This is a genomic window from Flavobacterium sp. LK-23 (assembly GCF_058135255.1).
In genome coordinates this window covers 124,053-149,469 of sequence record NZ_JBYUVT010000003.1, presented here as the reverse complement: position 1 = coordinate 149,469, position 25,417 = coordinate 124,053, and the positions used below count along the sequence as shown (strand labels likewise).

18 protein-coding genes are annotated in these 25,417 nt (G+C 34.5%); 14 read left to right on the top strand and 4 right to left on the bottom strand.

Annotated features, from left to right (window positions below; genetic code table 11):
• Window positions 1-102 precede the first annotated feature (102 nt).
• Together AC3Y25_RS06245 and AC3Y25_RS06240 are read left to right on the top strand one after the other, a co-directional pair.
• The gene (locus AC3Y25_RS06245; RefSeq protein WP_489902131.1) at window positions 103-2,913 is read left to right on the top strand and encodes a M16 family metallopeptidase; all 2,811 of its coding nucleotides are present in this window, start codon (window positions 103-105) and stop codon (window positions 2,911-2,913) included.
• A gap of 143 nt (window positions 2,914-3,056) precedes the next feature.
• A complete protein-coding gene (locus tag AC3Y25_RS06240) occupies window positions 3,057-5,099 on the top strand; it encodes a protein-disulfide reductase DsbD family protein (RefSeq protein ID WP_489902130.1) in 2,043 nt (680 codons plus the stop codon).
• Between the two features lie 648 nt (window positions 5,100-5,747).
• Here AC3Y25_RS06240 and AC3Y25_RS06235 read toward each other — a convergent pair.
• A complete protein-coding gene (locus tag AC3Y25_RS06235; RefSeq protein WP_489902129.1) occupies window positions 5,748-6,206 on the bottom strand; it encodes a DUF1810 domain-containing protein in 459 nt (152 codons plus the stop codon).
• A gap of 357 nt (window positions 6,207-6,563) precedes the next feature.
• On the opposite strand from AC3Y25_RS06235, the gene AC3Y25_RS06230 reads away from it, so the two are divergent.
• The 12 genes from AC3Y25_RS06230 (at window position 6,564) to ku (ending at window position 20,382) form a co-directional block, all read left to right on the top strand.
• Window positions 6,564-6,968: a hypothetical protein gene (locus AC3Y25_RS06230; RefSeq protein WP_489902128.1), complete on the top strand. Its 405-nt coding sequence runs from the start codon at window positions 6,564-6,566 to the stop codon at window positions 6,966-6,968.
• A 102-nt stretch (window positions 6,969-7,070) separates the two neighbouring features.
• Window positions 7,071-8,726, top strand: coding sequence for a peptidase domain-containing ABC transporter (locus tag AC3Y25_RS06225; protein ID WP_489902127.1), 1,656 nt, complete (start codon window positions 7,071-7,073; stop codon window positions 8,724-8,726).
• A gap of 2 nt (window positions 8,727-8,728) precedes the next feature.
• The gene (locus tag AC3Y25_RS06220) at window positions 8,729-10,081 is read left to right on the top strand and encodes an HlyD family secretion protein (RefSeq protein WP_250836970.1); all 1,353 of its coding nucleotides are present in this window, start codon (window positions 8,729-8,731) and stop codon (window positions 10,079-10,081) included.
• A 1-nt stretch (window position 10,082) separates the two neighbouring features.
• Window positions 10,083-11,480 carry a TolC family protein gene (locus AC3Y25_RS06215; protein WP_489902126.1) on the top strand — a complete coding sequence of 466 codons (1,398 nt, stop codon included), beginning with the start codon at window positions 10,083-10,085 and terminating at the stop codon, window positions 11,478-11,480.
• Window positions 11,481-11,916: 436 nt separating this feature from the next.
• A complete protein-coding gene (locus tag AC3Y25_RS06210; protein WP_427874806.1) occupies window positions 11,917-12,720 on the top strand; it encodes a DUF2490 domain-containing protein in 804 nt (267 codons plus the stop codon).
• Between the two features lie 86 nt (window positions 12,721-12,806).
• Window positions 12,807-13,928 (top strand): N-acetylglucosamine-6-phosphate deacetylase, encoded by a 1,122-nt coding sequence (nagA, locus tag AC3Y25_RS06205; protein ID WP_489902125.1) that lies wholly within the window; start codon window positions 12,807-12,809, stop codon window positions 13,926-13,928.
• A 154-nt stretch (window positions 13,929-14,082) separates the two neighbouring features.
• A complete protein-coding gene (locus AC3Y25_RS06200; protein WP_489902124.1) occupies window positions 14,083-15,297 on the top strand; it encodes a hypothetical protein in 1,215 nt (404 codons plus the stop codon).
• A complete protein-coding gene (locus AC3Y25_RS06195) occupies window positions 15,288-16,316 on the top strand; it encodes an NHL repeat-containing protein (protein ID WP_489902123.1) in 1,029 nt (342 codons plus the stop codon). Before AC3Y25_RS06200 ends, AC3Y25_RS06195 begins: the two co-directional genes overlap by 10 nt.
• Window positions 16,317-16,802: 486 nt before the next feature.
• Window positions 16,803-17,834, top strand: a complete 1,032-nt coding sequence (metN, locus tag AC3Y25_RS06190; protein WP_489902122.1) for a methionine ABC transporter ATP-binding protein MetN — start codon at window positions 16,803-16,805, stop codon at window positions 17,832-17,834.
• On the top strand, window positions 17,827-18,480 hold the full coding sequence (locus AC3Y25_RS06185; RefSeq protein WP_095929005.1) for a methionine ABC transporter permease MetI: 654 nt from the start codon (window positions 17,827-17,829) through the stop codon (window positions 18,478-18,480). Before metN ends, AC3Y25_RS06185 begins: the two co-directional genes overlap by 8 nt.
• Before the next feature lie 45 nt (window positions 18,481-18,525).
• Window positions 18,526-19,338 (top strand): methionine ABC transporter substrate-binding lipoprotein MetQ, encoded by an 813-nt coding sequence (metQ, locus tag AC3Y25_RS06180; RefSeq protein ID WP_489902121.1) that lies wholly within the window; start codon window positions 18,526-18,528, stop codon window positions 19,336-19,338.
• 264 nt (window positions 19,339-19,602) lie between these two features.
• Window positions 19,603-20,382, top strand: a complete 780-nt coding sequence (gene ku / locus AC3Y25_RS06175) for a non-homologous end joining protein Ku (RefSeq protein ID WP_489902120.1) — start codon at window positions 19,603-19,605, stop codon at window positions 20,380-20,382.
• Here ku and ligD read toward each other — a convergent pair.
• The 3 genes from ligD to AC3Y25_RS06160 all read right to left on the bottom strand — a co-directional run bounded on the left by ligD (window position 20,379) and on the right by AC3Y25_RS06160 (window position 25,030).
• Window positions 20,379-22,967 (bottom strand): DNA ligase D, encoded by a 2,589-nt coding sequence (gene ligD / locus AC3Y25_RS06170; protein ID WP_489902119.1) that lies wholly within the window; start codon window positions 22,965-22,967, stop codon window positions 20,379-20,381. The two genes, ku and ligD, sit on opposite strands and share 4 nt — an antisense overlap.
• A 15-nt stretch (window positions 22,968-22,982) precedes the next feature.
• A complete protein-coding gene (locus AC3Y25_RS06165) occupies window positions 22,983-23,432 on the bottom strand; it encodes a hypothetical protein (RefSeq protein ID WP_379796634.1) in 450 nt (149 codons plus the stop codon).
• A gap of 110 nt (window positions 23,433-23,542) precedes the next feature.
• On the bottom strand, window positions 23,543-25,030 hold the full coding sequence (locus AC3Y25_RS06160; RefSeq protein WP_489902118.1) for an aminotransferase-like domain-containing protein: 1,488 nt from the start codon (window positions 25,028-25,030) through the stop codon (window positions 23,543-23,545).
• Window positions 25,031-25,417: the final 387 nt, after the last annotated feature.

The following is a 25,417-nucleotide window of genomic DNA, read 5'->3' as shown; positions in this document are numbered from 1 at the left end:
ATAGTCACTATGTTCTTTAAGATTAAGTGAAACGCCTTTTATAGGTAGCTAAACTATGTTTCTATGTGTTTAAAAATATTTAAAACATCAAACAAAAAACTAATGAAAAAAATATCTATAGTTCTTCTGCTTCTGACAGGTTTTATAAACTCGTCGCAAGCGCAAAACTTTAAAGCAACAGATCCAATTGCAGTCAACCAAAAAATAAAAAAAGGAGTGCTGCCAAACGGAATGACGTATTATATTTATCCGACAGATGTCAATAAAAATACGGCAAGTTATTATATCATTCAAAACGTTGGTTCAATTTTAGAAAACGACCAGCAGAAAGGTCTGGCGCATTTTCTGGAGCACATGGCGTTTAACGGAACGAAAAATTTTGAAGGAAAAGGAATCCTGAATACGCTTCAAAAACAAGGTGCTGTTTTCGGCAGAAATATCAACGCGTATACAAGCACAGACGAAACGGTTTACAACTTAGATAATATTCCGTCAAAAGATGGCGGAGTAGTAGATACCTGTTTACTGGTTTTGCACGATTGGTCTAATTTTTTATCTCTGACGAATGAAGAAATCGATGCCGAACGTGGTGTAATTACCGAAGAATGGCGTACGCGACAAAATGCTAGAGCTAGAATTTACAATCAGTTGGCGCCTTATTATTACAACAATTCGCTTTATGCAGACCGCATGCCGATTGGTGATATGGAAATCGTTAAAAACTTTAAATATCAGGTTTTAAAAGATTTTTATAAAGATTGGTATCGTCCAGATTTGCAGGCAATCGCAATTGTAGGAGATATTAACGCAGATGAAATTGAAGCCAAAATCAAAAAACTTTTTGCTGATATTCCGACACCAGTAAATCCTAAAAAACGTTTTGAAATTGCCATTCCAGAAAGAACAGAACCAATTTTTAAACTGGCTTTAGATAAAGAAATTTCGGCTTCAAATATTAGTTATATGATTCGCCATACGGCTGAAAAATCAACTAATACCTATGCCGAATTAGAAAAATCTACCCAAAGAAGCCTTGCTTTTTCTATCTTAAATAATCGTTGGGTAGAAATGGCGCAGAAACAAGAATGCCCATTTAAAAGTGCCTCAATTGGTTATCAAAACTATACTCGTTTGAATGATATCTGGATTTTGAACGTTTCTCCAAAACCAGAAAAACAAGCCGAAGCTTTTGCAATGGTGATGAATGAATGGGTTAGAGCTTATAAATTTGGTTTTTCTAAAGGAGAAATTGAAAGGGCTGTTGCAGAAAACATTTCGGGTTACGAAAATTATTTAGAAAAACTAAATGAGATTTCGCATAAGGATGTTATTGGAATGGTGAAAGATGATTACCTAAATCACGAAGTTATTTCCGATCCAAAAGCTGAATTTGAAATGGTAAAAAGCATTTTGAAAAATGTTGACACTAAAATTCTTCAAGAGCAAATTGGTAAATTATATACAGCACAAAATCGTGTTGTAGCGGTTACAGGTGTAGAAAACGAGAATAATTTAACTCAGGAAAAAGCTTTTGATATTATTCAGAAAGCCGAAAACGATGCTTCGTTACAACCTTATGTGGATACTTTTGAAGGAAAAACACTTTTAGGAAATCTGAAAATCAATTCAGGAAAAATTATTTCAGAGAAAAAAGAAACAGCAATTGATGCTACCACTTTTGTATTGAGCAATGGCGTAAAAGTGCATTATAAATTTGCCGATAAAAATAAGAAGCAAGTAGATCTGAAAGGTGAAAGTTTTGGAGGATCTTCTCTGTATGAACCTCAAGATTTACCATCAGTTAGTCGCGCAACCGAATTAGCACTAATGTCTGGGGTGGGTGAGTTGTCAAATGTTGATTTGACAAAAGTTTTAAAAGGAAAAATTGCTGGCTCTTCTGTAGATGTAGGCTCGTTGAAAGAGACAGTTACGGCATGGGCAAATGCAAAAGATCTCGAAACAATGATGCAATTGGTTCATTTGCGTTTTGTGCAGCCAAGATTTGATAATCAGATGTATGCACTTATGAAGCAAAGATTAGAAAATTCACTTAAAAACAGAGCAAATGATATCAATGCAAAAATGGGAGACAGTTTAACAGATGTCGTTTATGGAAAAAACAACCCAAGAATACAGCCATTGAATCAAAAATTTATCGACGGTTTATCTTTTGATAAAATGAAAGCTTTCTATTTGGATCGTTTTGCAGATGTTTCAAACTTTGAATTTTATATTGTTGGAGATGTTACGCCAGAAGTTTTAAAACCTTTGTTAGAAAAATATATTGCGAGTATAAACGGAATTAAACGTAAAGAAAAGTTTAAAACAGAGATTCCGAAATGGACATCAAATAAAATTGATAGAGATGTTTTTATCAAAATGGAAACACCAAAAAGTTCTGTTCGTATTGCCTTTTTAAAAGATATTGCTTTTTCTCAAAGAAACAGAATCTTGGTTTCGTATTTAAGCGATGTGCTGACTTTGCGTTATACTGAAAGTCTTCGCGAAAAAGAAGGCGGAACTTACGGTGCACAAGTAAGAGGAACTATTGATAAACTTCCGATTTCTAAAGCAAATCTTCAGATTAATTTTGATTGCGATGCTGATAAAGTGGAACATTTACTGCCAATTGTGTATCAGGAAATTGATAAAATCAAAAAAGGAGAAATCGCTGCTGAAGACATTGAAAAAACAAGAACAAACTATTTGAAATCTAGAGAAGACAGCAAAAACTTCAATAGTTATAGCATGAACTTGATTTATAATTATTTTGAGAATGCTTACGATATGAATGACCCTGCAACTTATGTTGATATTGTAAAAAGCATCACAGCCAAAGATATTCAGGAATTTGCTAATTCATTTTTGAACAAAGCAGATTCTTATGAAGTAGTTTTTAAACCATTAAAATAATCTGACCCCTTTATTTACTAGAGTTTAATTTGTATTTCCCTATCAAATAGTTATTTTGAATTAGTAAGCAATTTAGTTTGTATAGCGGATTACTTAGAGGGTTGTTTTTTGCTATTCAACCCTCTTTTTAAAGATTTTCACCCATGAAAAAGAATATTTTTTTACTGGGCTTTTTCCTGCTGTTTTCCATATTCGTAAAGGCTCAGATATACAATCCCATAAAATGGAAAACCAGTGTCGAGAAAATTTCCGATACTGAATACGAATTGCAGGCAAAAGCCATTATAGAGTCAGGTTGGCATTTGTACAGCCAAGAAGTTGCAGACGGAGGACCGATTCCAACGCGTTTTAATTTTATAAAAAGCGCAGATTTTCAGTTGACTGATGCTGTAAAAGAAGAAAAAGGAAAAACGGTTAATGATCCTGTCTTTAAAATGCAGATTAAGTTTTTTGAAAAAGAGACTACTTTTAGACAGCGTGTTAAAAAACTTTCATCTAAACCTTTTAAAATCAAGGCTGAAGTTGAATTTATGGTTTGTAACGATGAAAATTGTTTGCCGCCAAGTTCAGACGAATTGGAATTTACCGTTAGCCCTTCCGCGAAAGCGAAAACTTTAATAGAAACGGCAGCTAAAACAGAAGGTAAAACTGTGGAAATAGATTCTTCGGTTATCGAAATAAAAGAAAAAACAGAAGAAGTTCTTGCTGCTGAAGCTGTAAAAATACCTCAGAAAGAAATCAAAAAAAGAGAACCAAAAACAGAATCAAGAAGTTTATGGACTATTTTTTTGCTGTCGTTTTTCTCTGGATTTGCGGCCTTGCTAACACCTTGCGTTTTTCCGATGATCCCGATGACGGTGAGTTTTTTTACCAAACAGAGTAAAACCAAATCGCAGGGAATACGAAAAGCCGTTTTTTACGGAATTGCGATTATTGCCATTTATATCTTTTTAGGAGCTGTTGTAACTTGGGCTTTCGGGGCAGATTCGCTTAATGCGCTTTCTACAAATGTCTGGTTCAATCTGGTGTTTTTTGTCCTTTTAATGATTTTTGCGTTTTCATTTTTGGGCGCATTCGAAATCATGCTTCCCAATTCATGGGCAAACAAAGTCGATTCGCAAGCCGATAGAGGCGGAATCGTAGGAATATTGTTTATGGCTTTGGCTCTGGCCATTGTGTCCTTTTCTTGTACTGGGCCAATCGTAGGTACTTTATTGGTCGAAGCTGCTTCGCGAGGCGGAATTGCGCCATTTGTCGGAATGTTTGGTTTTTCTCTAGCTTTGGCTTTGCCCTTTACTTTATTTGCCGCTTTTCCAGGCTGGCTCAATTCACTTCCAAAATCGGGAGGCTGGTTAAATTCGGTTAAAGTATTTTTAGGATTTTTAGAAATGGCTCTTGCTTTCAAATTTCTTTCTAATGCCGATTTGGTTCTGCAATTGCATTGGCTGGAAAGAGAAACTTTTCTAGCAATTTGGATTGCCATTTTTGGAACGCTGGCTTTTTATTTGTTCGGAAAAATTCAGTTGCCGCATGATAGTCCAGTTTCAAGTATAAGTGTGGGAAGACTTGGATTGGGTGTTTTGGTTTTGGCTTTTACCATTTATCTGATTCCTGGAATTTGGGGAGCGCCTCTTAAAATGATTAGCGGTTTTCCGCCACCGATGCATTACAGCGAAATTCCAAATGGATTGAATAATTCCAGTTCAAAAGAAATAACGCAAAATCTGCCAGAAGGAGCAGAACTTGGTCCGCATAACATTCTGGCTTTTACTGACTATGATTTAGGAATGCAATATGCCAAAAAAATCGGAAAACCAGTTATGATAGATTTCACAGGTCACGCGTGCGTAAATTGCCGTAAAATGGAGGACAATGTTTGGTCTGATGAAAAAGTGCAGAAGATCTTAAAAGGCGATTTGGTTTTAATTTCACTTTATGTAGACGATAAACGAGAACTAAATCCGCACGAACAGATTACCTCTAAACTAACAGGGAAAAAATTAAAATATATTGGACAGAAATGGAGCGAATTCCAAACACTGACTTACAAAACCAATGCGCAACCATTTTATGTTTTGGTAGATCATAATGGAGAAACGCTAAATGAAACGTCTGCTTATAATCCAGATATCGAAGAATATTTGAACTGGCTTAAAAAAGGGGTTTCTAATTTTGAGAAAAGCTAATAAAAAAGCTGTCTCAAAAAGATTTATATGTCGCTCCGCTGGAGCTTTTTGATTCTCAGAGATAATCTTTGCTATAAATATTCTGCTCCGCTGGAGCAGTTTCAGAAAATAAGGCTGATTCATTTGAATCAGTCTTATTTTTTTATTTTGAATTACGAAGCTCCGGAGGAGTTTAATATTTATAGATAATAAATACCCAAATAAAAGAAAGCTCTGAAAGAGCGACATATTTTACCTCTTTGATGTCTTTTTTACATATTTACTTGTTCCGCTAGGAACATTTCGTCGGTAGAAAAATTATATTGTAATCATCATTCAACGTTCCGCAGGAACGTTTGATTTTAAATCATTTTTTATCATTCCCATATCAAACGTTCCTGCGGAACATAAAACAATTTGTCTGTATTTTTTCTACCGACGAAACATTCCTACGGAATGATTGCGGTATATTTATAAAAATAAAAAGCGGTTATTTCATATTGAAATAACCGCTTTTTTTAGAGTCCTAAGAATATAAAGAAAGTAGTGTGTCTGGCAGGACACGAGTTTTTTGCCACAGATTAAATTGATTTTTACAGATTTTTTGAGTTTCCTAATAAAAAAACAATCATTTTAATCCTTAAAATCTGTGGCAAAAAAACATTTTTATTAAGAAAGTACAGTGTCTGATAAGACACTTGCTCTTTGTGTAAAATTTAAAGTCAGCTGATCTAAATGTCCGAAGAAAAAAGTATCTAGAATTTCCTGAAAAACAGGATGCGCATTTTCTACCTGAACAAATAAACTCATAGAAGAATGCAGTTTTCTTGCGCCAAGTTCTCCTAAAATTCCTTCGGCAGACTTCTTTTTTAAGGTCAGCAGCAATTTAGAGATCTCAATTAAATGTTTCGATAAAATCGGATGCTTTAAAAATTCAGTAGCTTCTTTAAGATCTGCAACGGCATAATATTCAGAAAGAGCACTTTTGCCAAGTCCTTTGATCTGCGGAAAAATGAACCACATCCAATGGGTTTCTTTTTTACCTTTTTTTATTTCAGATAATGCTGTCAGATAAAGTTTATTTTGCGCATCTAAAAATCGGGTCAAATCATTTTTTGCGTAAGTCATCTCTTGATTCTGTATTAAATGGTTAGTGAATCTAATTTGTTTAATCGGTAACACTTGTAATATATTTTTTTAAAGAATTGTATTAAATTTTTCGAATATCAAAAGTAGAATGCTGATAGCCTTTTGAGTTATAGAATTGTAGTCGGTCTTTACATAATTCCGATAGGTCTGTAAGAATGCCTTGTTAATATAATTTTAAAGTTTTGAATGATTCTAAATTCTAATGTTATTTTAATGTTCTACAAAAAAAATGGCTCTAAATTGCGCGCTCAGAAAAAATATAATAAACGCCTTAAATCACTGAGATTTTGATTCAAAACCATGTGATGCAATTAAACTTTTAGCCTTTTTTAGAGTATGTTGAACAAAATTAAAAATAGCTTTTTATGTAAATGCCTTCAGGTATTGCTTGTCGGCTATTTTCTAATTAGCAGTTTAAATATTTCTAATAGCGTTGGAAGAATCTTAAGCGATAACGCTGAAACCTACACAGTAAAAGGCATTACCTGTAACTTTCTGAAAAAAATCTTCAAGTGTGATGGAATCCCAGAAGAACTGGACGACTACAAAACAAAGGACACTAAAACGGCCAAATTAGCAAAAGGCATTCCGTTAATGGAATATTTGATTTCATCAGAATCTTTGATGCCTAATTTTTGTTTTCTAATAGAATCAGAAGGGAAAAAATATATTGATAATACGATCTTTTCGTTTGGTTTTCATGGTAAAATAGACATACCGCCTCCAAGGGTGAATTCATAAATACTTGTTTTTTAAGGATTGGGATAAAAAATCTTAATCCAGAATTGCGGTTTTTGCCGTATATTTATTCTATGTAATAATCCTGTATTTATACTTAAATTCATGACACCATTTAAACGTTTTTATAACTTATTGCAGCTCGATAAGCGCGATGTGTATCAAATTATCTTCTATGCTGCATTTGCAGGGTTAGTCAATCTTTCTCTGCCTTTGGGAATCCAAGCTATTATTAATTTTATTCAAAGCGGACAGCTGAGCGTCTCGTGGATCGTTCTCGTGATTCTAGTGACGGTTGGAGTTGGTTTTGGCGGAGTTCTAACAATTTTACAGTTGCGAATTGTAGAGAATTTGCAGCAGCGAATTTTTGTGCGCTCTTCTTTCGAGTTTGCGTACAGAATGCCTTTAATAAAATTTAAAGAAATGTACTCGGAGTATGCTCCCGAAAAAGCCAATCGTTTTTTTGATACTTTAATGGTACAGAAAGGCACTGCAAAACTATTGCTTGATTTCTGCACCGCATTCCTTCAGGTTGGTCTGGGGATTATTCTATTGGTTCTTTATCATTCTTTCTTTATGGTAATTGGACTTTTATTTATTGTCATTTTATATGTCATTTTTAAATTTTCGTATAAAGACGGTCTCGAAACCAGTTTGAACGAATCGAAATTTAAATATAAAGTGGCAGCATGGCTTCAGGAAATTGCTAGAAATAGAGAAAGTTTCCGCAGAAAAGGAGCTTTTGAATATGCTTTGGAAAGAAATGACCAATATGCAACCAGCTACGTAAATTACCGTGAAAAGCACTTTCAGGTAATGAAGAAACAATATATTCAGCTGACTATTTTTAAAGTAATTGTTACTGCTGCCTTATTATCGATCGGTGGTTTTCTGGTAATTCACCACCAAATGAACATAGGGCAGTTTGTAGCAGCTGAAATCGTAATTGTATTATTGATCAACTCGGTAGAAAAAATCATCTTCGGATTAGAGTCTTTCTACGATGTATTGACTTCTGTTGAAAAAATCGGTCAGGTGACTGACATGGAAATTTCATGCATTCCTCAAACTTCAGATAAAACTGAAAAAGGAATCAATATTGAGACAGAAAGCATTAATTACCATTATCCAGGACACAACAAAAAATCACTGAAGAATATCAATTTAAAAATCTCTCAAGGAGAAAAAATCATTCTTACAGGAACAAATGGTGCAGGAAAAAGTACTTTGCTAAGATTGCTTTCGGGTGTTTTAGAACCAGAAAGCGGAGCAATGTACGTAACTGACAATTATATGAATCGCCTTAACGAAGATACATATAGAGCGCAAGCAGGTACATTCTTGCAAGGCGATACACTTTTTGCAGGAACAATTCGCGAGAATATTGTTTTTGGAAATGAAAAATTAAACAGCGATGATTTAAAATGGGCTTTAGATAATGTTGGCCTTACTCCATATATTAAAACTTTTGAAAACGGATTGGAGAATCAAATTCATCCTGGAGGTCGTGAACTATCTGCTTCTGATGTTCAAAAAATTCTTTTGGCAAGAAGTATTGTGGGTAAACCGAATATCTTATTCTTAGAAGATCCAGTTGACAAAATGGACGATTTGACTTCGAGTAAAATTGTAGACTTTTTACTTTCGGAAGAAAATGACTGGACTGTTATTGTAACTTCTAAAAATGATATTTGGAAAAGCAAATGCAGTCGTATGATTACGATTGATGACGGAAAAATTATTAACGACATAAAGCTTTAATCATGCTCAACCTATCTAAAGATAACAACGTACTTATAACGCCGGGCAAATACAAATCGATTACAAGTGTTGCTCGTAGACCACATTACGCAATTTTAAATAAAGTCATAATCGGATTTTTGATTTTTGCTGTCTTATGCCTTTTCTTGCCTTGGACACAGAATATTTCAGGAACGGGCTCTGTAACGACTTTAAAACCAGATCAAAGACCACAGACTGTTCATAATGCCATTGCAGGACGAATAGAGAAATGGTTTGTAAAAGAAGGAGATTACGTAAAAAAAGGAGATACAATTCTTTTTATTTCGGAGATCAAAGAAGATTATCTAGATCCTAATTTGGTTAATAACACCAAACAGCAAGTAGATGCCAAAAAAATGGCGGTAGAATCGTATGGCGATAAAGTAAATTCTCTTGACGTGCAAGCGCAGTCGCTTAACACGGAAAGACAGCTAAAATTGCAGCAAGCGCAAAACAAAATTCGTCAGTCACAGCTGAAAATAAAAAGCGACAGTATGGATCTTGTAGCGGTAAAAACACAGCTTCGAATTGCAAAAACACAATTTGACCGTTCGACTGCTTTAAACAAAGAAGGTCTTAAACCGCTGACAGATGTCGAGCAGAAAAGATTAAAACTGCAAGAGTCCGAAGCTTATGTGATTACGCAGGAAAATAAATTGTTGAGCAGCAAAAACGAATTGATAAATGCAAAAGTAGAAATCAATAGAATTACTGCTGAATATGCTGAAAAAATATCAAAATCAAGAAGCGATAAATTTACTGCTTTAAGCACACAATACGATACAGAAGCTCAGGTAAATAAATTAGAGAACCAATATACTAATTACAGACTTAGAAACGGTTTATATTATATTACAGCGCCACAGAGCGGTTATGTAAACCGAGCTTTACTGGCTGGTCTTGGAGAAACGATTAAAGAAGGAACTCCTGTTGTGAGCATTATGCCGTCTAAATATGATATTGCGGTAGAAACTTACGTAGATCCAATCGATTTACCGCTGGTGCATCGTGGTGCTAAAGTTCGTGTTTGGTTTGATGGATGGCCTAGAATCGTATTTTCTGGATGGCCTGGATTGTCTTATGGAACTTACGGAGGTAAAGTTGTAGCGATAGAAAACTTTATAAGTCCGAACGGGAAATATAGAATTTTGGTCTCACCAGATGGAGAAGATCGCCACTGGCCAAAAGAATTAAGTATTGGTGCAGGTGCGCAAAGTATTGCATTGCTAGAAACCGTTTCGGTATGGTACGAGATTTGGCGAAACTTAAATGGTTTTCCGCCAAACTATTATAATTCAGGAGAAAAAGAAGATAAAGGAAAGGAGAAAAAGTAAAATGAGAAATCTTGTAAAATTGTTTTCTTTCTTAATACTATTTTGTTTTTCTACACTTCATAGCCAGAATTTTAATCAAGAGGAACTTACTTTTATCGAGTACTTGGGATATGTGAAAAAATATCACCCGTTGGTAAAACAAGCCAATCTTGAAGTGACAAATGCTCAGGCAAAATTGATGATGGCACGAGGCGGATTTGATCCAAAATTGGAAGTAGATTACAATAAGAAAGAATTTAAAGGCACAGAATATTATTCGTTATTAAACAGCAGTTTCAAAATTCCGACTTGGTATGGAATTGAAGTAAAAGCAGGTTTTGACGATACAAATGGAGAATATTACAATCCGCAGAACAAAACTCCAGAAGCAGGTTTAACTTCGCTCGGAATTAATGTTGCTCTAGGACAGGGAATGTTTATTAACCAAAGAATGGCCGATGTTCGCGAAGGAAAACTTCAGGTAAAACTGAGTGACGCACAGCGAAAATTGAGAGCAATTGAAGTTTTATATCAAGCAAGTGAAGCTTATTTTGAATGGAGAAGAAGCTATAACGAAGCAGAATTGTATAAGAACTATTTAGGTTTTGCGAGCACTCGTTTTCAAGGGGTTAAAAAACTAATTGCAGCAGGAGATGCGCCAGCAATTGACAGCGTTGAAGCTAAAATTACCGTAAGAAACAGAGAACTGAATGTTGAAAACGGAAATTTGAAATTAGCGAAAGCGAAACTGAAACTGGCCAATTTTTTATGGATTGAAAATGTTCCGGTTGAATTGGGAGATTTGGTAAAACCAGAACAAAACCTAATTCAGACCATTGAGGAAACTTTAAAAACGGATGCCATGATGGTCGATGTTGAATCATTAGATTCCCACCCAAAGATTCAATCTTTAGAAACTAAAATGGATATTTTGGAAGTCAACCGCCAGCTGAAAGCCAATTCGTTGCTTCCGAAAATAAATGTGGGCTACAATTACATTTCAGAACCCAATTACTGGAATAATTTTAATGCCGATGATTATAAGTTTAATATCGATTTCAGTTTCCCGATTTTCTTAAGAAAAGAACGTGGAAGTTTAAAAATGGCTAAACTGAAAATTCAGGATATGCAATATGATATTGGACAGCAGCGATTGGAACTTAAAAATAAAATCAAAGCGCAGCAGACAGAAATTGCTTCGTTAAGAAAACAGAAAATCGTAATCGACAATCTTGTACAAGATTATATGACGATGCTGAATTCAGAAGAAAAATTATTCTCATTTGGCGAGAGTTCGATTTTCTTAATCAATTCGAGAGAAAATAATCTCGTAAGCGCAAAATTGTCGCAAATAAGTTTAGAGAATCAGTTTTATCTGTCGAATGCCGAATTGTACAAAATATTAGCAAATCCAGATTAATAATTTTCGATGTATAATCGAATAGTTGAAATGGCAGTGATTTAATATGTCGTTCCGCCGGAGCTTTTGAATTTAGGGACGTAGATTTAGTTATAAATATTTCGCTCTTCCAGAGCTGTAAAATGTCCCAGCGGGACGAAATATTTATAGGAATGTATTTTTGATTTATAAAATAGCCCTGTAAGGGCGAAAGATATTGTATGTACACAAAAATAACAGTCAGCTTTGTACCTGTCTGCATTATATTAATTTTTTCAGAATTTGAGTTAAAAAAGCTTTAGATATTTTCTAAAGCTTTTTTTATTTGGCAGAAATCTTTTAAAAAAGCGGTTTCAAATTATAACATGAAACCGCTTTTTAAAAAAGTTAAAAACTTCTTTATTTAAATTTGATAGACTTTCTTATTTTGAAGCCGTGTAATTTAAACTGACGAATTATGAGTTTATTAAAAAAGAGTTTCCTTTTATTCTGTTGCATCATTCTTTCTCAAGTTTTAAAAGCCCAAGACGCTCCTTACACAATGGGATTTATCCCAGCATCTATAAGTGAAGTTGATGTTGCTTTTCCTTTAATAGAAAAATGGAATTTGAGCGGCCAGGCAGATATGCAGCTCGTTACACAAGGCGCTTATACAAACGGAAATCCTTTTGAATACACACAGCGAAAAGTAATACGACCTTGGATTATTTATTCTGGTTTTAAAAATATGAAGCTTTGGTTAGGATATGCACACAATCAGAAATATGCGATAGAAGAAGCGGGGAATTACAAAACTTTAGAAAATAGACTTATCGTAATGGGAACCTATACACAGGAAATGCCTAAAGGGTCTCTTTTTGAGCAAGTGCGTTTTGAAACCAAGTTTTTTGATGACAGAAATGGCAATCATCAAACAGTTCCCAGAATAAGAGCACGTTTTGGAGTTAATCATTATTTGAGACAAAGTAAGGAAAAACCAATTTTTTTGGCCCCAAATATTGGGTATTACACAGAACTCATGCTAAAGTTTGCTTCTAAAGATTATGCCGACGAACATTTTGATATTTTCAGACTATCGGTTTATTATACTGCTGGAATTACCCCGAATATTCATTTTTTGGCAGGCGTAATAGGACAAATGCAGTTGCGTGCAAACGGAACTCAGTTTGACGTTTACTACGGGCCAATGGTTTCATTAAAATATAGCGTAAAACCAAAAGAACGCGAAACATTTGATAGTGTTGATGGGGGTGCAGATTAACCAAATTATTTCTGCCGATTTTAAAAGAGTTTATTTTGCTTAAAACTTATAATATTTAACTTTGGAACGTTATAAGAATAAACAAAATGAAACAAGCGATTATAAATGCTGTCGTACACACAGGAGAAGAAATAATAGAAAACGGAGTTGTAATTGTAGAAAACGGAACTATTATTTCAGTACAAAAAGAAATTCCAAACGATATCAAGACAATTGATTTAAAAGGAAATCACCTTGCGGCAGGATTTATAGATATCCAGATCAATGGCGGAGAAAAGTATTATTTCAGCCAGACACCAAACGAAGAAACCATTCAGGATATTTACGATGCCAGTATGAAATATGGCACAACGCATGTTTTACCTTGTTTAATATCTTCATCAAAAGAAACTATTTTAGAAGGAATTGAAGCGGTTCGCAATTACATGAAAAAGCATCAGAATGGTGTGATCGGAATGCATTTGGAAGGACCATTTTTAAATCCGCAAAGGCGTGGAGCACATAGTATCGATCAGGTTCGAAAACCAACTGACGAAGAACTTCAAGAAATTATCAGCAAAGGAAAAGACGTTATAAAAGTCATTACCATAGCTCCAGAATGTTTTACAGAAAAACAGCTTACTATGCTGATCGAAAGCGGTATTACAATTTCGATCGGACATTCTACTATTACGCATAAAGAAGCCCAGCCTTATTTTGCAAAAGGAATTAATCTAGTTACACACTTGTTTAATGCCATGACACAATTCGGACATCGCGAACCGGGTTTGGTTGGAGCTGTTTTTGAAAACGAAGAAGTCTACGCTCCTGTTATTCTCGATGGAGTGCATTGTGATTATGCAGCAGCAAAAATAGCGTACAAATTAAAACAAGATAAATTCTTCTTAATTAGTGATGCTACCTTTTTAGGGCGTAAAGTGGCTAATTTTAAATGGGATAACTTTGACGCTCATTTGGTTGATGGTTTCTATAGAAATGAGGATGGCAATCTTGCTGGTGCTTCAATCTCAATGACAGAAGCAGTGCAAAATGCCTATAATCATTTGAATGTTTCGGCAGATGAAGCTATAAAAATGGCGACTACAAGAGTAGCTGCTGCAATTGGCATGCAAAATAAAATAGGAAAAATACGTGCAGATTTTCCCGCAAGCTTTGTTGAGTTCAATTCTGATTTAACTGTAATCAAGACATTAGATTTTAGGGAATAGAAACTTTAAAACCTGACCTTTAAGTATAGTAGGTGTTTATAAAAACTTACTTTTAGTATATTTTATATTCATATTTTTCTTGCATTTAACTTGCTTATACAAAGTATATTGATAGTTTTGCACCATATTTAACCCCAAACCTACTTACTTACTGATGAGAAAAAACACTCACTTTTTCGTATTTGCCCTATTGGCAAGTATTATTTTTGGATGTAGTGACGATGGCGAAAACTACAGGCCAAATTACCTGCCAAGTATAGATGCTTCGGCTTTACCAGCAGAAAATAAACCAATGACCATGTTTGAGGATAACGAAAGTCCTTCAAAAATGTATGATAAAACAGATCGTTGGTTTAGAGTAAACGAACCGTTTCAAATTATTCAAAAAGGAAAAGATTCTGTACAAATTTCGCTTTATTCTCCAGTTGGATTGACCGACGTAAAAGTGTATGCAAAATTGCCTAATTACGATAAAAAGTTTTTGCTTTATAGTTTTTCAAAAGTTCCTGCTTTTCACCGTTCTTTTCATAAAATTCCTTTGACAGAGCAAAAAAACGATTATTTGTTAGAAACAGGAAACACTGTAACAATTGATAAAATTGAAGGATTTTCATCTGGAGCAATTGAATTTTCTGTAGAATCAGATGATCCTTTGTTTAAAAAATTCAAAAAAATAAAATCAAATCATTTAGTTCAGTTTCATGACGGATACCATATTAATGAGTTGGGTAAATTTCTTCCTATGAATCCTGCATTGGCAAAAGAAGCAATTACCATGATTATTAATTATTCTTATGCTTTAAGCCATCCTCTGTATTATGACACTTTTACCAATTTTGACAAATACAAACAAGAACAGGCAGCGACAGCAGGAACAGCTATAAACGGCGCATTAAACTGGCACGGAAATGCTGATGATGTAGAGGGTGTTTACGATTATTATTCTAAAGAAGAAATCGAAAAAATATATTGGAATTATCTAGATAAAAGAACCGTTTGGCTGGCAATGGTTGGAGGAGATTCTGCTTGGGGCGGAGGAAATCTGGCATCGCAATGGGAATCGGGTTATGTAACTGGACATTGGGTTGGAGAAATGTCGGTTTGGTCTCACGAATATTCGCATCATATAGGTTTTAACCACAGCAGTAATTTGGCGAATAGCGGCGAAGGCGGAGGTCAGCAGGAAATGCTTACTCATTTTTATAAATACTTAATTTATTTAAATGACCTTCCCTTTACAGATCCAGACGTTTTAAAAACGTATTCAAAAACGGCTTACGTAAAAGGAACTTATAAGAAACCAGTATTTACTGTTAATCCTAAAAATCCATTTTTGCTAAAATATAAAGGCGAAGGAAAATGGAACTAAAATATAAACTACACATGAAACATATTCTGCCCCTAATTTTAGCAATTTGTTTGTTTACAAGTTGCAGTAAAGATGATCCAGCATCTAAAGATTATACCTATTATTATCCGACTGATGAAGCTTCTATTACAAACGTAAATATTCCAGGAAGCACAGACGCATTTGATCCAAAAGGAATCACTATTGCAAATGAGAAATTGTATGTGATTAACGGAAATGTACTAGAGATTTTTAATGCTCTGACTTTAGAACATATTAAAACAATAAAAGAATATAAAAAAGGAAACACAACTATTGCGCTAACAAGTTTAACATCAGTTTCTGTTGATGGTGGGCGTATTTATGTTGGTAGTACAGAATCGAGATTATTTGTTTTTGATGAGATTACAAATGCTGGAATTAGTACTGTTGGAAATGGTCAATGGTGGCAGACTTTTGTTCACGTTTTTGGCGTTGTAGCAAAAGACGGATTGGTGTTTGTAAAAGAAAAAGAAAAGAGCATAAAAGTTCTTGACGCTACTCAAATTACAGAAACAAGCGATTGGAATTTAAAGCCTATTGCCAAATTAAATACCTTAAACGGATATACAGAAGTATATTCATTGGATGTTTTTGATGGAAATTTGGTTGTAGGAGGAAGAGATGCAAAAAGCTATTTATACTATAATATTGCCAATATTAAAGCCAATGCTGCAGCTTCGTTAACCACTCCTATTGAGCCAGAAAAAGTGCAATTTGTAGACATAAAACCAGTTGCAGTATCTTTTAGCAAAGATTGGGCAGTTACTTCAGAAAATGTTGGAAGTGCCTCTTATTTAAAATTATATCCCAAAGACGAGTTCATTAAAAAGAATTATAAAGCGGCTTTAAGCGTTTCTGATATTCTAGGGCAAAATGCTTTTGGAACTATTGTTGGAACAGCACAACTTAACGATCGTATTTTCTTATCTGATAATACCAATAAAAAAATCAGAGTAATAAAATTGAATAAGTCGGTAATTGCAGAACAGAACAACTAGTTTTTTTAAAATTCCAATACTTGAAATTTCAAATTCCAAAGAATAAAAATTCCAAATTCCAATTCCGAAGTGTCGGGTAAATTGGAATTTGGATTTTTTTGAATTGAAATAAAATTTGGATTTTGGAATTTCGATTCTCAAGATTGGAATTTGGAATTTGGAATTTCTAAAATTGGAATTTAAAACTAAGATTGGAATTTGGAATTTCAAAAATTTGGAATTTCAAAAAAAAAGCCTACTAGATTGATAGGGCAATAAAAGTTTTGACAATTTATAGCTTAAAATTGAAAATAACTATTTAAATTTGCACTCGCTATGAAGAAACAGAACCAGAAAATGAATAATTATTATCGTCGCAGTATGATGTGCTGTGGTGCTGTTATGGTGTTTATTGATCTGGCTTAATATATAAAATGATAAAATTTATTTCGAAAACGCCTTTCAACTCATTAATGGAAGGCTTTTTTGTTTTTTAAACTGTAAAGAATGATTGAATTAAAAAATGTAACCAAAACTTTTCATCAGAAAGACAGAATTGTAGCTGCTTTGTCTGATGTTTCTCTAAGGGTCCCTCAGGGGAAAATTTTTGGTGTAATTGGAACTTCCGGAGCAGGAAAAAGTACTTTGATTCGCTGCGTGAATTTGTTGGAAAGACCAACTTCTGGCGAAATTATCGTTGACGGAAAAGCTTTGATGCAGTTGTCAAATGCGGAATTGGCGATTGAAAGAAGACAAATCGGAATGATTTTTCAACATTTCAATTTACTTTCTTCGAGAACGGTTTTCGAAAATGTGGCTTTTCCGCTAGAATTGGCTGGAACGCCAAAAACGGAAATCAAAACACGCGTTTTAGAATTATTGCAATTAGTCGGATTGGCAGAAAAAGCCAATGATTATCCAGCAAGTCTTTCGGGAGGACAAAAACAAAGAGTTGCCATTGCAAGAACTTTGGCTAATAATCCGAAAGTTTTACTGTGCGATGAAGCGACAAGCGCGCTTGATCCTGCAACAACGAGATCGATTTTAAATTTACTGAAAGACATTAATAAACGTCTTAATATTACGGTTTTGCTGATCACGCACCAAATGGAAGTGGTAAAATCGATTTGCGATGAAGTAGCGGTAATCAGTCACGGAAAATTAATCGAGCAGGGAAGTGTGGGCGAAATCTTTGCAGACCCAAAACATGAATTAACAAGAGAATTTATTTCTTCTTCGCTTCATATCGAAGTTCCATCTGTTTATCAGGATAAATTGCAAAAAGAAGACAACGGAAATCTGAATCCGTTATTAAAACTGGAAATGACAGGAAAATCGGTTAACGAGCCTGTTATCTCAGAAGTTTCAAGACTTTTTGATACCGATTTTAAAATTGTTAGCGCGCAAATGGATCAGGCTGGCGAAGTGAATTTTGGTGTAATGCTGATTGAACTTTCAGGGAAACGCGAAAATTACGACGCAGCAATTCAATATTTTAATTCAAAACATATTAAAACAGAAATTATAGGTTATGTCTGATTCTCTTATAGATTTATTGTTAAAAGGAACATGGGAAACCATTGTTATGACTTTTGTATCGGGCTTTTTCGGGTTTTTGTTAGGACTTCCAACAGGAATTTTATTATTCTTAACTCGTAAAAACCAGATTCTGGAACAGCCGGTTTTAAACAGAACATTATCAGTTGTGGTAAACGTTTTTCGTTCTATTCCATTCATTATTTTAATCGTTTGGATGATTCCGTTTACACGTGCTATTGTCGGAACTTCTATTGGTGTGAGTGCCGCTTTGGTTCCGTTAAGTATTGGTGCAGCACCGTTTATTGCCCGTTTGGTAGAAAATAGTTTGCTAGGTCTTCCGTCGGGATTAATCGAAGCAGCAAGAGCTTTGGGAGCAACTCCTTTGCAAATTGTGTACAAAGTATTACTGCCAGAAGCTTTGCCTTCTTTAATCAATGCAGCATCAATAACTTTAATTACTCTTGTCGGATATTCTGCAATGGGAGGAGCTGTTGGAGCAGGTGGTTTAGGACAAGTTGGATATCAATACGGTTATATTGGTTATGATGCCGTAACAATGAACTCAGTTTTGGCTTTATTGGTTATTCTGGTATTCGTAATTCAGTTTGCTGGAGACAGATTATCAAAACGATTCGATCATAGATAATCCTCAATTAACAATTTATAATTAACAATTTACAATTAGAAATATATGAAACTTAATATTTTAAAAACGGCTGGAGTTTTGGCTTTGGCGCTTGTTTTATCCAATTGCGGAAACAAAAAAAATAACGATCCTCATTTTATAAAAGTAGGTGTGGCTTCTGGTCCAGAACTAAAAGTGGCGGAAGCGGCTAAAAAAGTAGCTAAAGAAAAATACGGATTGGAAGTAGAACTAGTTTCTTTCAACGATTACGTGATTCCAAATGAAGCTTTAAGCCAAGGTGATATCGATGCGAATGCGTTTCAGCACAAACCTTATTTAGACGAGCAATCGAAACAAAGAGGTTACAAATTAGCCATTATCGGAAATACATTCGTATATCCGATTGCTGGGTATTCTAAAAAAACAAAAAGCCTTTCTGAATTGAAAAACGAAAGCACAATTATTATCCCAAATGATCCAACAAACGGAGGGCGTTCTTTGTTGCTTCTACAGAAAAATGGATTATTGAAGTTGAAAGATGGTGTTGGTTTATTGCCAAAAGTAACAGACATTGTGAGTAATCCTAAAAACTTAAAAATCTTAGAATTAGAAGCACCTCAATTGCCTCGTGCCTTAGACGACCAAAACGTGTCTATTGCGATCATTAACAATACTTTTGCTTCTGCAGCAGGATTGGTTCCATCTCGTGATGCTTTGTTTGTTGAAGACAAAGATTCTCCTTATGTAAATTTGGTGGTAAGCCGCGAAGACAATAAAAACGAAGAAAAAGTAAAACAGTTTTTACAGGCTTTTCAATCTCCAGAAGTAGAAAAAGCTGCTGAACAAGAATTTAAAGGAGGAGCAGTTAAAGGCTGGTAATTTTTTTAAGTTAAAAGTTAAAAGTTATGAGTTAGGAGTTAGGAGTTATGAGTTAGAAGTGTTGCCTAACTTATAATTCATAACTCATTTTTTTTGTACTATACGTACATTTATTCAAACATAGCCCGTGGTTTCAACCACGGGAATACGCGGTTAGTATTAACCCTTTAACCCTTAACAATTATATAAAACAATCTGTTGATTTTGTAAGGTTTACGTTTTTTTATTGAGTTAAATTAGAGTTCAATTTTTAAAACAAAAATTATGAGATCGATTTGGACAGGTTCGGTAAGTTTTGGATTGATTAACATTCCGATAAAAATGTTTTCGGCAGTGCAGGAAAGCACTCTGGATATGGATATGCTGGATGCGAAAGATCATGCCAATATCAAATTTAAACGTGTTAATGAAAATACGGGCAAAGAAGTAGATTACGCCAATATAGTAAAAGGATATAATTTGGATGGCAAATATATTATTCTGGAAGATTCTGATTTTGAAGCTGCAGACGCTATTAAAACCAAAACAATCGATATTGAAAGTTTTGCTTTCGAAAAAGAAATCCAAAGTATTTATTACGAACAGCCGTATTATCTAGAACCCGATAAAGGTGCCATGAATGCCTACGGATTGCTTCGCGATGCACTTGAAGCTTCAGGAAAAGTGGGTATTACAAGATTTGTACTTCGAAATAAAGAAAGTCTGGCAATTCTAAAACCGTACAAAAATGTCATTGTTTTAAACCGAATTCGATTTGAACAGGAGATTAGAAGTACAGCTGAATTAAAACTGCCGCCAATGTCTAAAAAATCGACAAAAGAAATGGACATGGCCGAAAAACTAATCGATCAGCTAACGGAGAAATTTGATATTTCTGGTTTTAAAGATGAATATACCGCCAAGCTTTTGGATATCATTAAAAAGAAAGCCAAAGGAAAACCTCAAAAAGCAGCTCCAAAACTAAAAGTCGTGCACAAACAAAGCGACGATTTAATGGAAATGCTGAAAGCCAGTCTTGAAAACAAAAAGAAAAAATCGTCTTAACTGTTTTGACTATTTTCCAGTTTGTGAATAATCTTTTTAATATTGGCGCCTTTCGATAAAACGGGTTTCCATAAATCGCCTTTTTTCTCAAAACGATTTAATACATTTTTGATGGTAAATTGCGACGGATGCAGTTTTTCAGTCACTTCACTCCATTCTAAAGGCGTAGAAACCGTTGCGCCAAGTTTTGGACGAACAGAATACGGCGCTGCCAAAGTTTGTCCGCGTCGGTTTTGTAAAAAATCGATGTACAGTTTATTTTTCCTTTTTTTGATGCTTCTGTCAATCGAAGTAATATCGGGCAGTCTGGAATGTACTTCTTTGGCAATTAGTTCGGCTAAAATTTTAATCGAATCATAATCGTATTGCGCGCCAAGCGGAATGTAAATATGAAGTCCCGAAGCACCCGAAGTTTTGCATAAACATTCGGTTTCCAATTCGTCTAAAACTTCTTTTACAACCAAAGCAGTTTGAACCACTAGTTTAAAGTCGTCTTTTGCGGGATCTAAATCAATTACGAGCCAATCTGGATTCTGAATATGTTTGATGGTAGAATTCCACGGATTCATTTCGATACAGCCTAAATTGGCCATATAGAGTAGTGTTTCTTTATTATTGCAAATAAGATAATCAATGTTGGCATTGTTGGATTCTGAGAAGATTTTCTTGGTTTTAAGCCATTTCGGAATTTTATCGACATCAACATCTTTCTGATAAAAACTAGGAGAATCAATTCCGTTCGGGAAACGGTTCATCGATTCTGGCCGATCTTTTAAATACGGCAAAATCAGTTCCGAAACTTCATTGTAATATTGCACAATATCACCTTTAGTAATGCCATCTTTTGGAAAGTAAACTTTATTCTGATTGGTGAGATGTAAGGTCGTTTTACCAATTTTTAAATCGTAATCGTTCTCAGTTTTGTGTTTGTTTGATTTTTCCATTTCAATTAAATTAGAACTCCCATTAACATCGTTTTCCAAATTGATATTGCCATTGATATTGTCATTGATATTGCCATTAAAATTAACTTCTGTAGCTTTTTTGTCTACTCTTATTCCAAGATAAACAGGATGTCGCAAATGCTGATCCTGCGTCCATTCGGAAAATTTTACCTGACAAACGACTTTTGGTTTCAACCATTGTATATGATCGCGCAAAGAGATTTTTTCGTCAAGCGGAGATTTTTCTATAAAGTAAGGCTCAAGTTGAGTGTATAAATCTTTCAGTACAGCTTCGGTAAAACCTGTTCCGCATTTGCCAATATATTGCAGTTTTTTACCGTGATATTGACCTAAAAGAAGCGCACCAAAATATTTTCTCGAATTTTTAGGTTCGGTGATTCCGATAATTATGGCTTCTTCTTCGTTTGCTGTTTTTATTTTAAGCCAGTTTGTACTTCTTCTGTTTGCTGTATAAGTGCTATCGGCTCTTTTGGCAATTATGCCTTCCGTTTTATCTTTAACCGCTTTTTCAAATTGTTTTATTCCGTCGCCAACGGTATGTTCAGAATAAAAAACATTCGAAAAAGGATATTTATTGAAGAGAATTTTCAGCAGTTCTTTTCGTTCCAAAAGCGATAATTCAGTAATCAGATTTCCATCCAAATTCAATAAATCAAAGACGTAATATTTGAGATTCCCAATTCCGGTTTTCATGTAATTTTGAAGCAGTTGAAAATCGGCTTTGCCAGCATCATTTTCAACCACAACTTCGCCATCCAAAACTACGTTATGATCTATTTGTTGTAATTCTTCGGCGATTGGTTTGAAGTTATCAGTAAATGAAAGCTGATTTCTGCTGAATAAATCTACCTGCTGATCATTAATAACGGCAATCGTCCTGTAGCCATCGTATTTATTTTCGAAAACCCATTCATCATCATCAAATGGCTTTTCGCGTAAAGTGGCAAGCATCGGTTTTATAAACTCAGCTATTTCAATTTTCGGATTAGACTTTTTTTTTGCCGTTTTCTTCTCAACTGTTTTTTCTTCTTTTTTTGAAGCCAGTTTTTCAGATTTTTTTATAAGCTGTTCCAAACTTCTTTTAGAAATAACCGATTTATTTTTTTCTAAAATATCTTCAGTAGAAGCATACTTGTCATTTTTCTTGATTAATAGCCAGGCATTTTCTTGTTTGCCGTGAAGTTTAACCAACGAAAATTCGCCTTTGAGTTTTTTTCCTTTTAAAACAAAACTCAAACGCCCTTTTTCTAAATCGCTTAATAATTGTTTTTCGTCGGAAGCTGTTTTTTCATCTGAAGTATACGTTCCATTATCCCAAACAATCACATTTCCAGCGCCGTAGTTTCCTTCTGGAATTGTACCTTCAAAATCCTTGTAACTGTAGGGATGATCTTCTACCATCATTGCGAGACGTTTTACTTCAGGATCCATTGACGGACCTTTTGGCACTGCCCAGCTTTTTAGAACACCATCCATTTCCAGCCTGAAATCATAATGAAGATGCGATGCGGCATGTTTCTGCACGACAAAAATCAGTTCGTTTGCCGATTTTTCCACTATTCCTTTTGGTTCGCGGGTTTGTTTAAAATCTCTCTTTTGATTGTATTTAGACAGTGACATAAGCTTTCAGAAGTATTAAAGCGTAAGTAAAATATAGTAAAGCGCCGTTGCTGTGAAGGCAAAAATAATATGGGCAAAGAACAGCTGAATATAATAACCTTTAAAATCAATTGGGGGTTGATGATTGGTCATTTTAAATATAATAATCCAGCTGAGTATGCCAATTACACCACTGATAACTCCTAATATAAGAGCACTTAGTGGAGAAATTGGTAAAATATCCTTCACCCATACTATATGATATCCCATAACAAATAGAAAACCAATAATGTAATGTATCAGCCATCCTAAAATTTTTCTAGATTTTTCGGAGAGATTGATATTTGTTTTTTTTAAAGCAAAACTCAATAAAACAGGTTCTTTATACAATTCTCTAAAGTTTTTTGACATAACATAACTAAACCAAGTCATGGCTGATGTCGCCCCAATAGTAATTAATAGTAATTGTATAGTGATGTAGATCATAAAAAAACCTTTTTGAATTAAACTCTATTTCAAAGTTACTTTTAAAAAGGTTTTTCCTGTTATAGGATTAAAATTCGTAATTATATAATTATCAGTGTTCTATACCTAGTTTAATGTGTGATTATTTCAAGACATTCGCTCAAAATAGAAACTGCTTTTACCATTTCTTCCTTTTCCAAATTCCCAAATCCTAAACGTGTGGCAGTAAGATTTTTGGTTTGATATAAAATAGTCTTTGGCAGAAATAAACCCTGTTTGGAACATTCTTTTTGAAACTGAACCAGATTAAAATGATCGAGCCATTCGACCCAAATTGCCAATCCTCTTGGTGGCACTTTGAATTTGATTTTGCCTTTGAGTTTTTCATTTAGAATTGAGACAAAATAATCGCGTCGTTCTTTGTAGATTTTTTTATTTTTTTTAGAAAGTCGGTGCACTTCGCCTTCGGTAATCCATTCGGTAAGAACCTGTTCTTTTATAACATCAATTCTTGGTTCAAGAATGTTTTGATGCTTTTCGAGTTCTTTGATAAATTCGGCAGTCGCGGCCACAAAGCCATAACTGAATCCTGATGGCAATGATTTTCCGAAAGAACCGATATAAACTACTTTCTGATTGGAATCAAAAGCGGCTAATGGCAAAACAGGATTATTATCGTAATGAAACTCAAAATCGTAATCGTCTTCCAAAATCACAAATCCGTATTGATTGGCCAATTCCAAAACTTCGATTCTTTTTTTAGCGCTAAGCGAAATAGTCGTGGGATAATGATAATTGGATGTTAAGTATAAAACTCTGATTTTTGTTGTTTCGCAAATTTCTTTTAAACGTTTGGTGTCAATTCCGTCATCATTCACTGGAATAGAAATTATTTGTGCTCCAGTATTGGTCAGCGTCATGTTTGACATATAATATCCTGGTGAAGCTACAACGACCTTATCGCCTGGAGTAATAAGTACTTTTGTAACCAAATACAAAGCAATTTCGTGACTGCTTGTCGTAAGAAGATTTGAAGTTGAAATACGAATGCCTCGAGTAAGATTGAGATAATTAGAAAAATGAGTTTTAAAATTCGAATGCGAACGCAATTCTATCTGCTCGTAGGTTTTAGATGTTTTTCGTCTTTTTAGTTTTGAAACGTATAATCTCGCCAGAACATCGGTTTGAACTAATCTTAAATCTGGCATTCCGTCATTAAATTGATGTGGCAGATTACTGATTTCTATTGGACTTTCAAGAATAGTCGAACGCTGAAAACTAAAGCCAATATTATCTTGAGATACATTTTGTTCTTTCGAAATAGTAAAGTCGGCTTTGTTTTTTTGTTTTTGCTGAGATAAAATAAAAGTTCCTTTGTTCGGAAGTGTTTCAATCCAGCCTTGTGATTCTAAATCTTGAAAGGCTTTGATTAAAGTGTTTCGGTTAACAGAAAGCACTTTACATAAAATTCTGGTACCGGGAAGTTTGGTGCCTTCGGGAAGAAAACCCGTTTGTATGGCTTTGATAAACTCAAAAACAAGTTGCAGATAAATAGCAGTGCTTTCTTCTGGTTTAAGCTGAATAAAGCTTTTAAAAGGAATTTCAACTGGACTATCCATAATTTATAAACTGACACTTTTTATTAGTACGGCAAGATACTGCTTTTCTAAAAATTTTAGAAAAAAAGAAAAGTGATCTTACCTAAATAAGTGCTAGAACGATGACCAAATCAAACTATTAAGTCCGGCTGAAATATTTTTATTTTAATGAATAAAATGGAATTAACCCATTGGCTGAAATTAATCAAGCATTTAAGTGCGTCACTTTCTTCTGCGAAGTTTATGCTAATTACGGCGATTATATATCCTCAAAAACAATTCATTCCGTAGGAATGTTTCATCGGTAGAATTAAATTTGAATTGCGGTTATACGTTCCGTAGGAACGTTTGGTTGGTAAAACAGAACGCTGTTATATAAAATCGAACACCATGCAAAATGACATATTC

Excerpts from the sequence above, each read along its gene's own strand:
- AC3Y25_RS06220 (WP_250836970.1), top strand. The coding sequence starts at position 8,729 with ATGCTCAACCTATCTAAAGATAACAACGTACTTATAACGCCGGGCAAA.
- AC3Y25_RS06160 (WP_489902118.1), bottom strand. The coding sequence starts at position 25,030 with ATGGATAGTCCAGTTGAAATTCCTTTTAAAAGCTTTATTCAGCTTAAA.
- AC3Y25_RS06210 (WP_427874806.1), top strand. The coding sequence starts at position 11,917 with ATGAGTTTATTAAAAAAGAGTTTCCTTTTATTCTGTTGCATCATTCTT.
- AC3Y25_RS06165 (WP_379796634.1), bottom strand. The coding sequence starts at position 23,432 with ATGATCTACATCACTATACAATTACTATTAATTACTATTGGGGCGACA.
- ligD (WP_489902119.1), bottom strand. The coding sequence starts at position 22,967 with ATGTCACTGTCTAAATACAATCAAAAGAGAGATTTTAAACAAACCCGC.
- AC3Y25_RS06195 (WP_489902123.1), top strand. The coding sequence starts at position 15,288 with ATGGAACTAAAATATAAACTACACATGAAACATATTCTGCCCCTAATT.
- AC3Y25_RS06240 (WP_489902130.1), top strand. The coding sequence starts at position 3,057 with ATGAAAAAGAATATTTTTTTACTGGGCTTTTTCCTGCTGTTTTCCATA.
- metQ (WP_489902121.1), top strand. The coding sequence starts at position 18,526 with ATGAAACTTAATATTTTAAAAACGGCTGGAGTTTTGGCTTTGGCGCTT.
- ku (WP_489902120.1), top strand. The coding sequence starts at position 19,603 with ATGAGATCGATTTGGACAGGTTCGGTAAGTTTTGGATTGATTAACATT.
- metN (WP_489902122.1), top strand. The coding sequence starts at position 16,803 with ATGATTGAATTAAAAAATGTAACCAAAACTTTTCATCAGAAAGACAGA.
- AC3Y25_RS06200 (WP_489902124.1), top strand. The coding sequence starts at position 14,083 with ATGAGAAAAAACACTCACTTTTTCGTATTTGCCCTATTGGCAAGTATT.
- AC3Y25_RS06235 (WP_489902129.1), bottom strand. The coding sequence starts at position 6,206 with ATGACTTACGCAAAAAATGATTTGACCCGATTTTTAGATGCGCAAAAT.
- AC3Y25_RS06215 (WP_489902126.1), top strand. The coding sequence starts at position 10,083 with ATGAGAAATCTTGTAAAATTGTTTTCTTTCTTAATACTATTTTGTTTT.
- AC3Y25_RS06225 (WP_489902127.1), top strand. The coding sequence starts at position 7,071 with ATGACACCATTTAAACGTTTTTATAACTTATTGCAGCTCGATAAGCGC.
- AC3Y25_RS06185 (WP_095929005.1), top strand. The coding sequence starts at position 17,827 with ATGTCTGATTCTCTTATAGATTTATTGTTAAAAGGAACATGGGAAACC.
- AC3Y25_RS06245 (WP_489902131.1), top strand. The coding sequence starts at position 103 with ATGAAAAAAATATCTATAGTTCTTCTGCTTCTGACAGGTTTTATAAAC.
- AC3Y25_RS06230 (WP_489902128.1), top strand. The coding sequence starts at position 6,564 with ATGTTGAACAAAATTAAAAATAGCTTTTTATGTAAATGCCTTCAGGTA.
- nagA (WP_489902125.1), top strand. The coding sequence starts at position 12,807 with ATGAAACAAGCGATTATAAATGCTGTCGTACACACAGGAGAAGAAATA.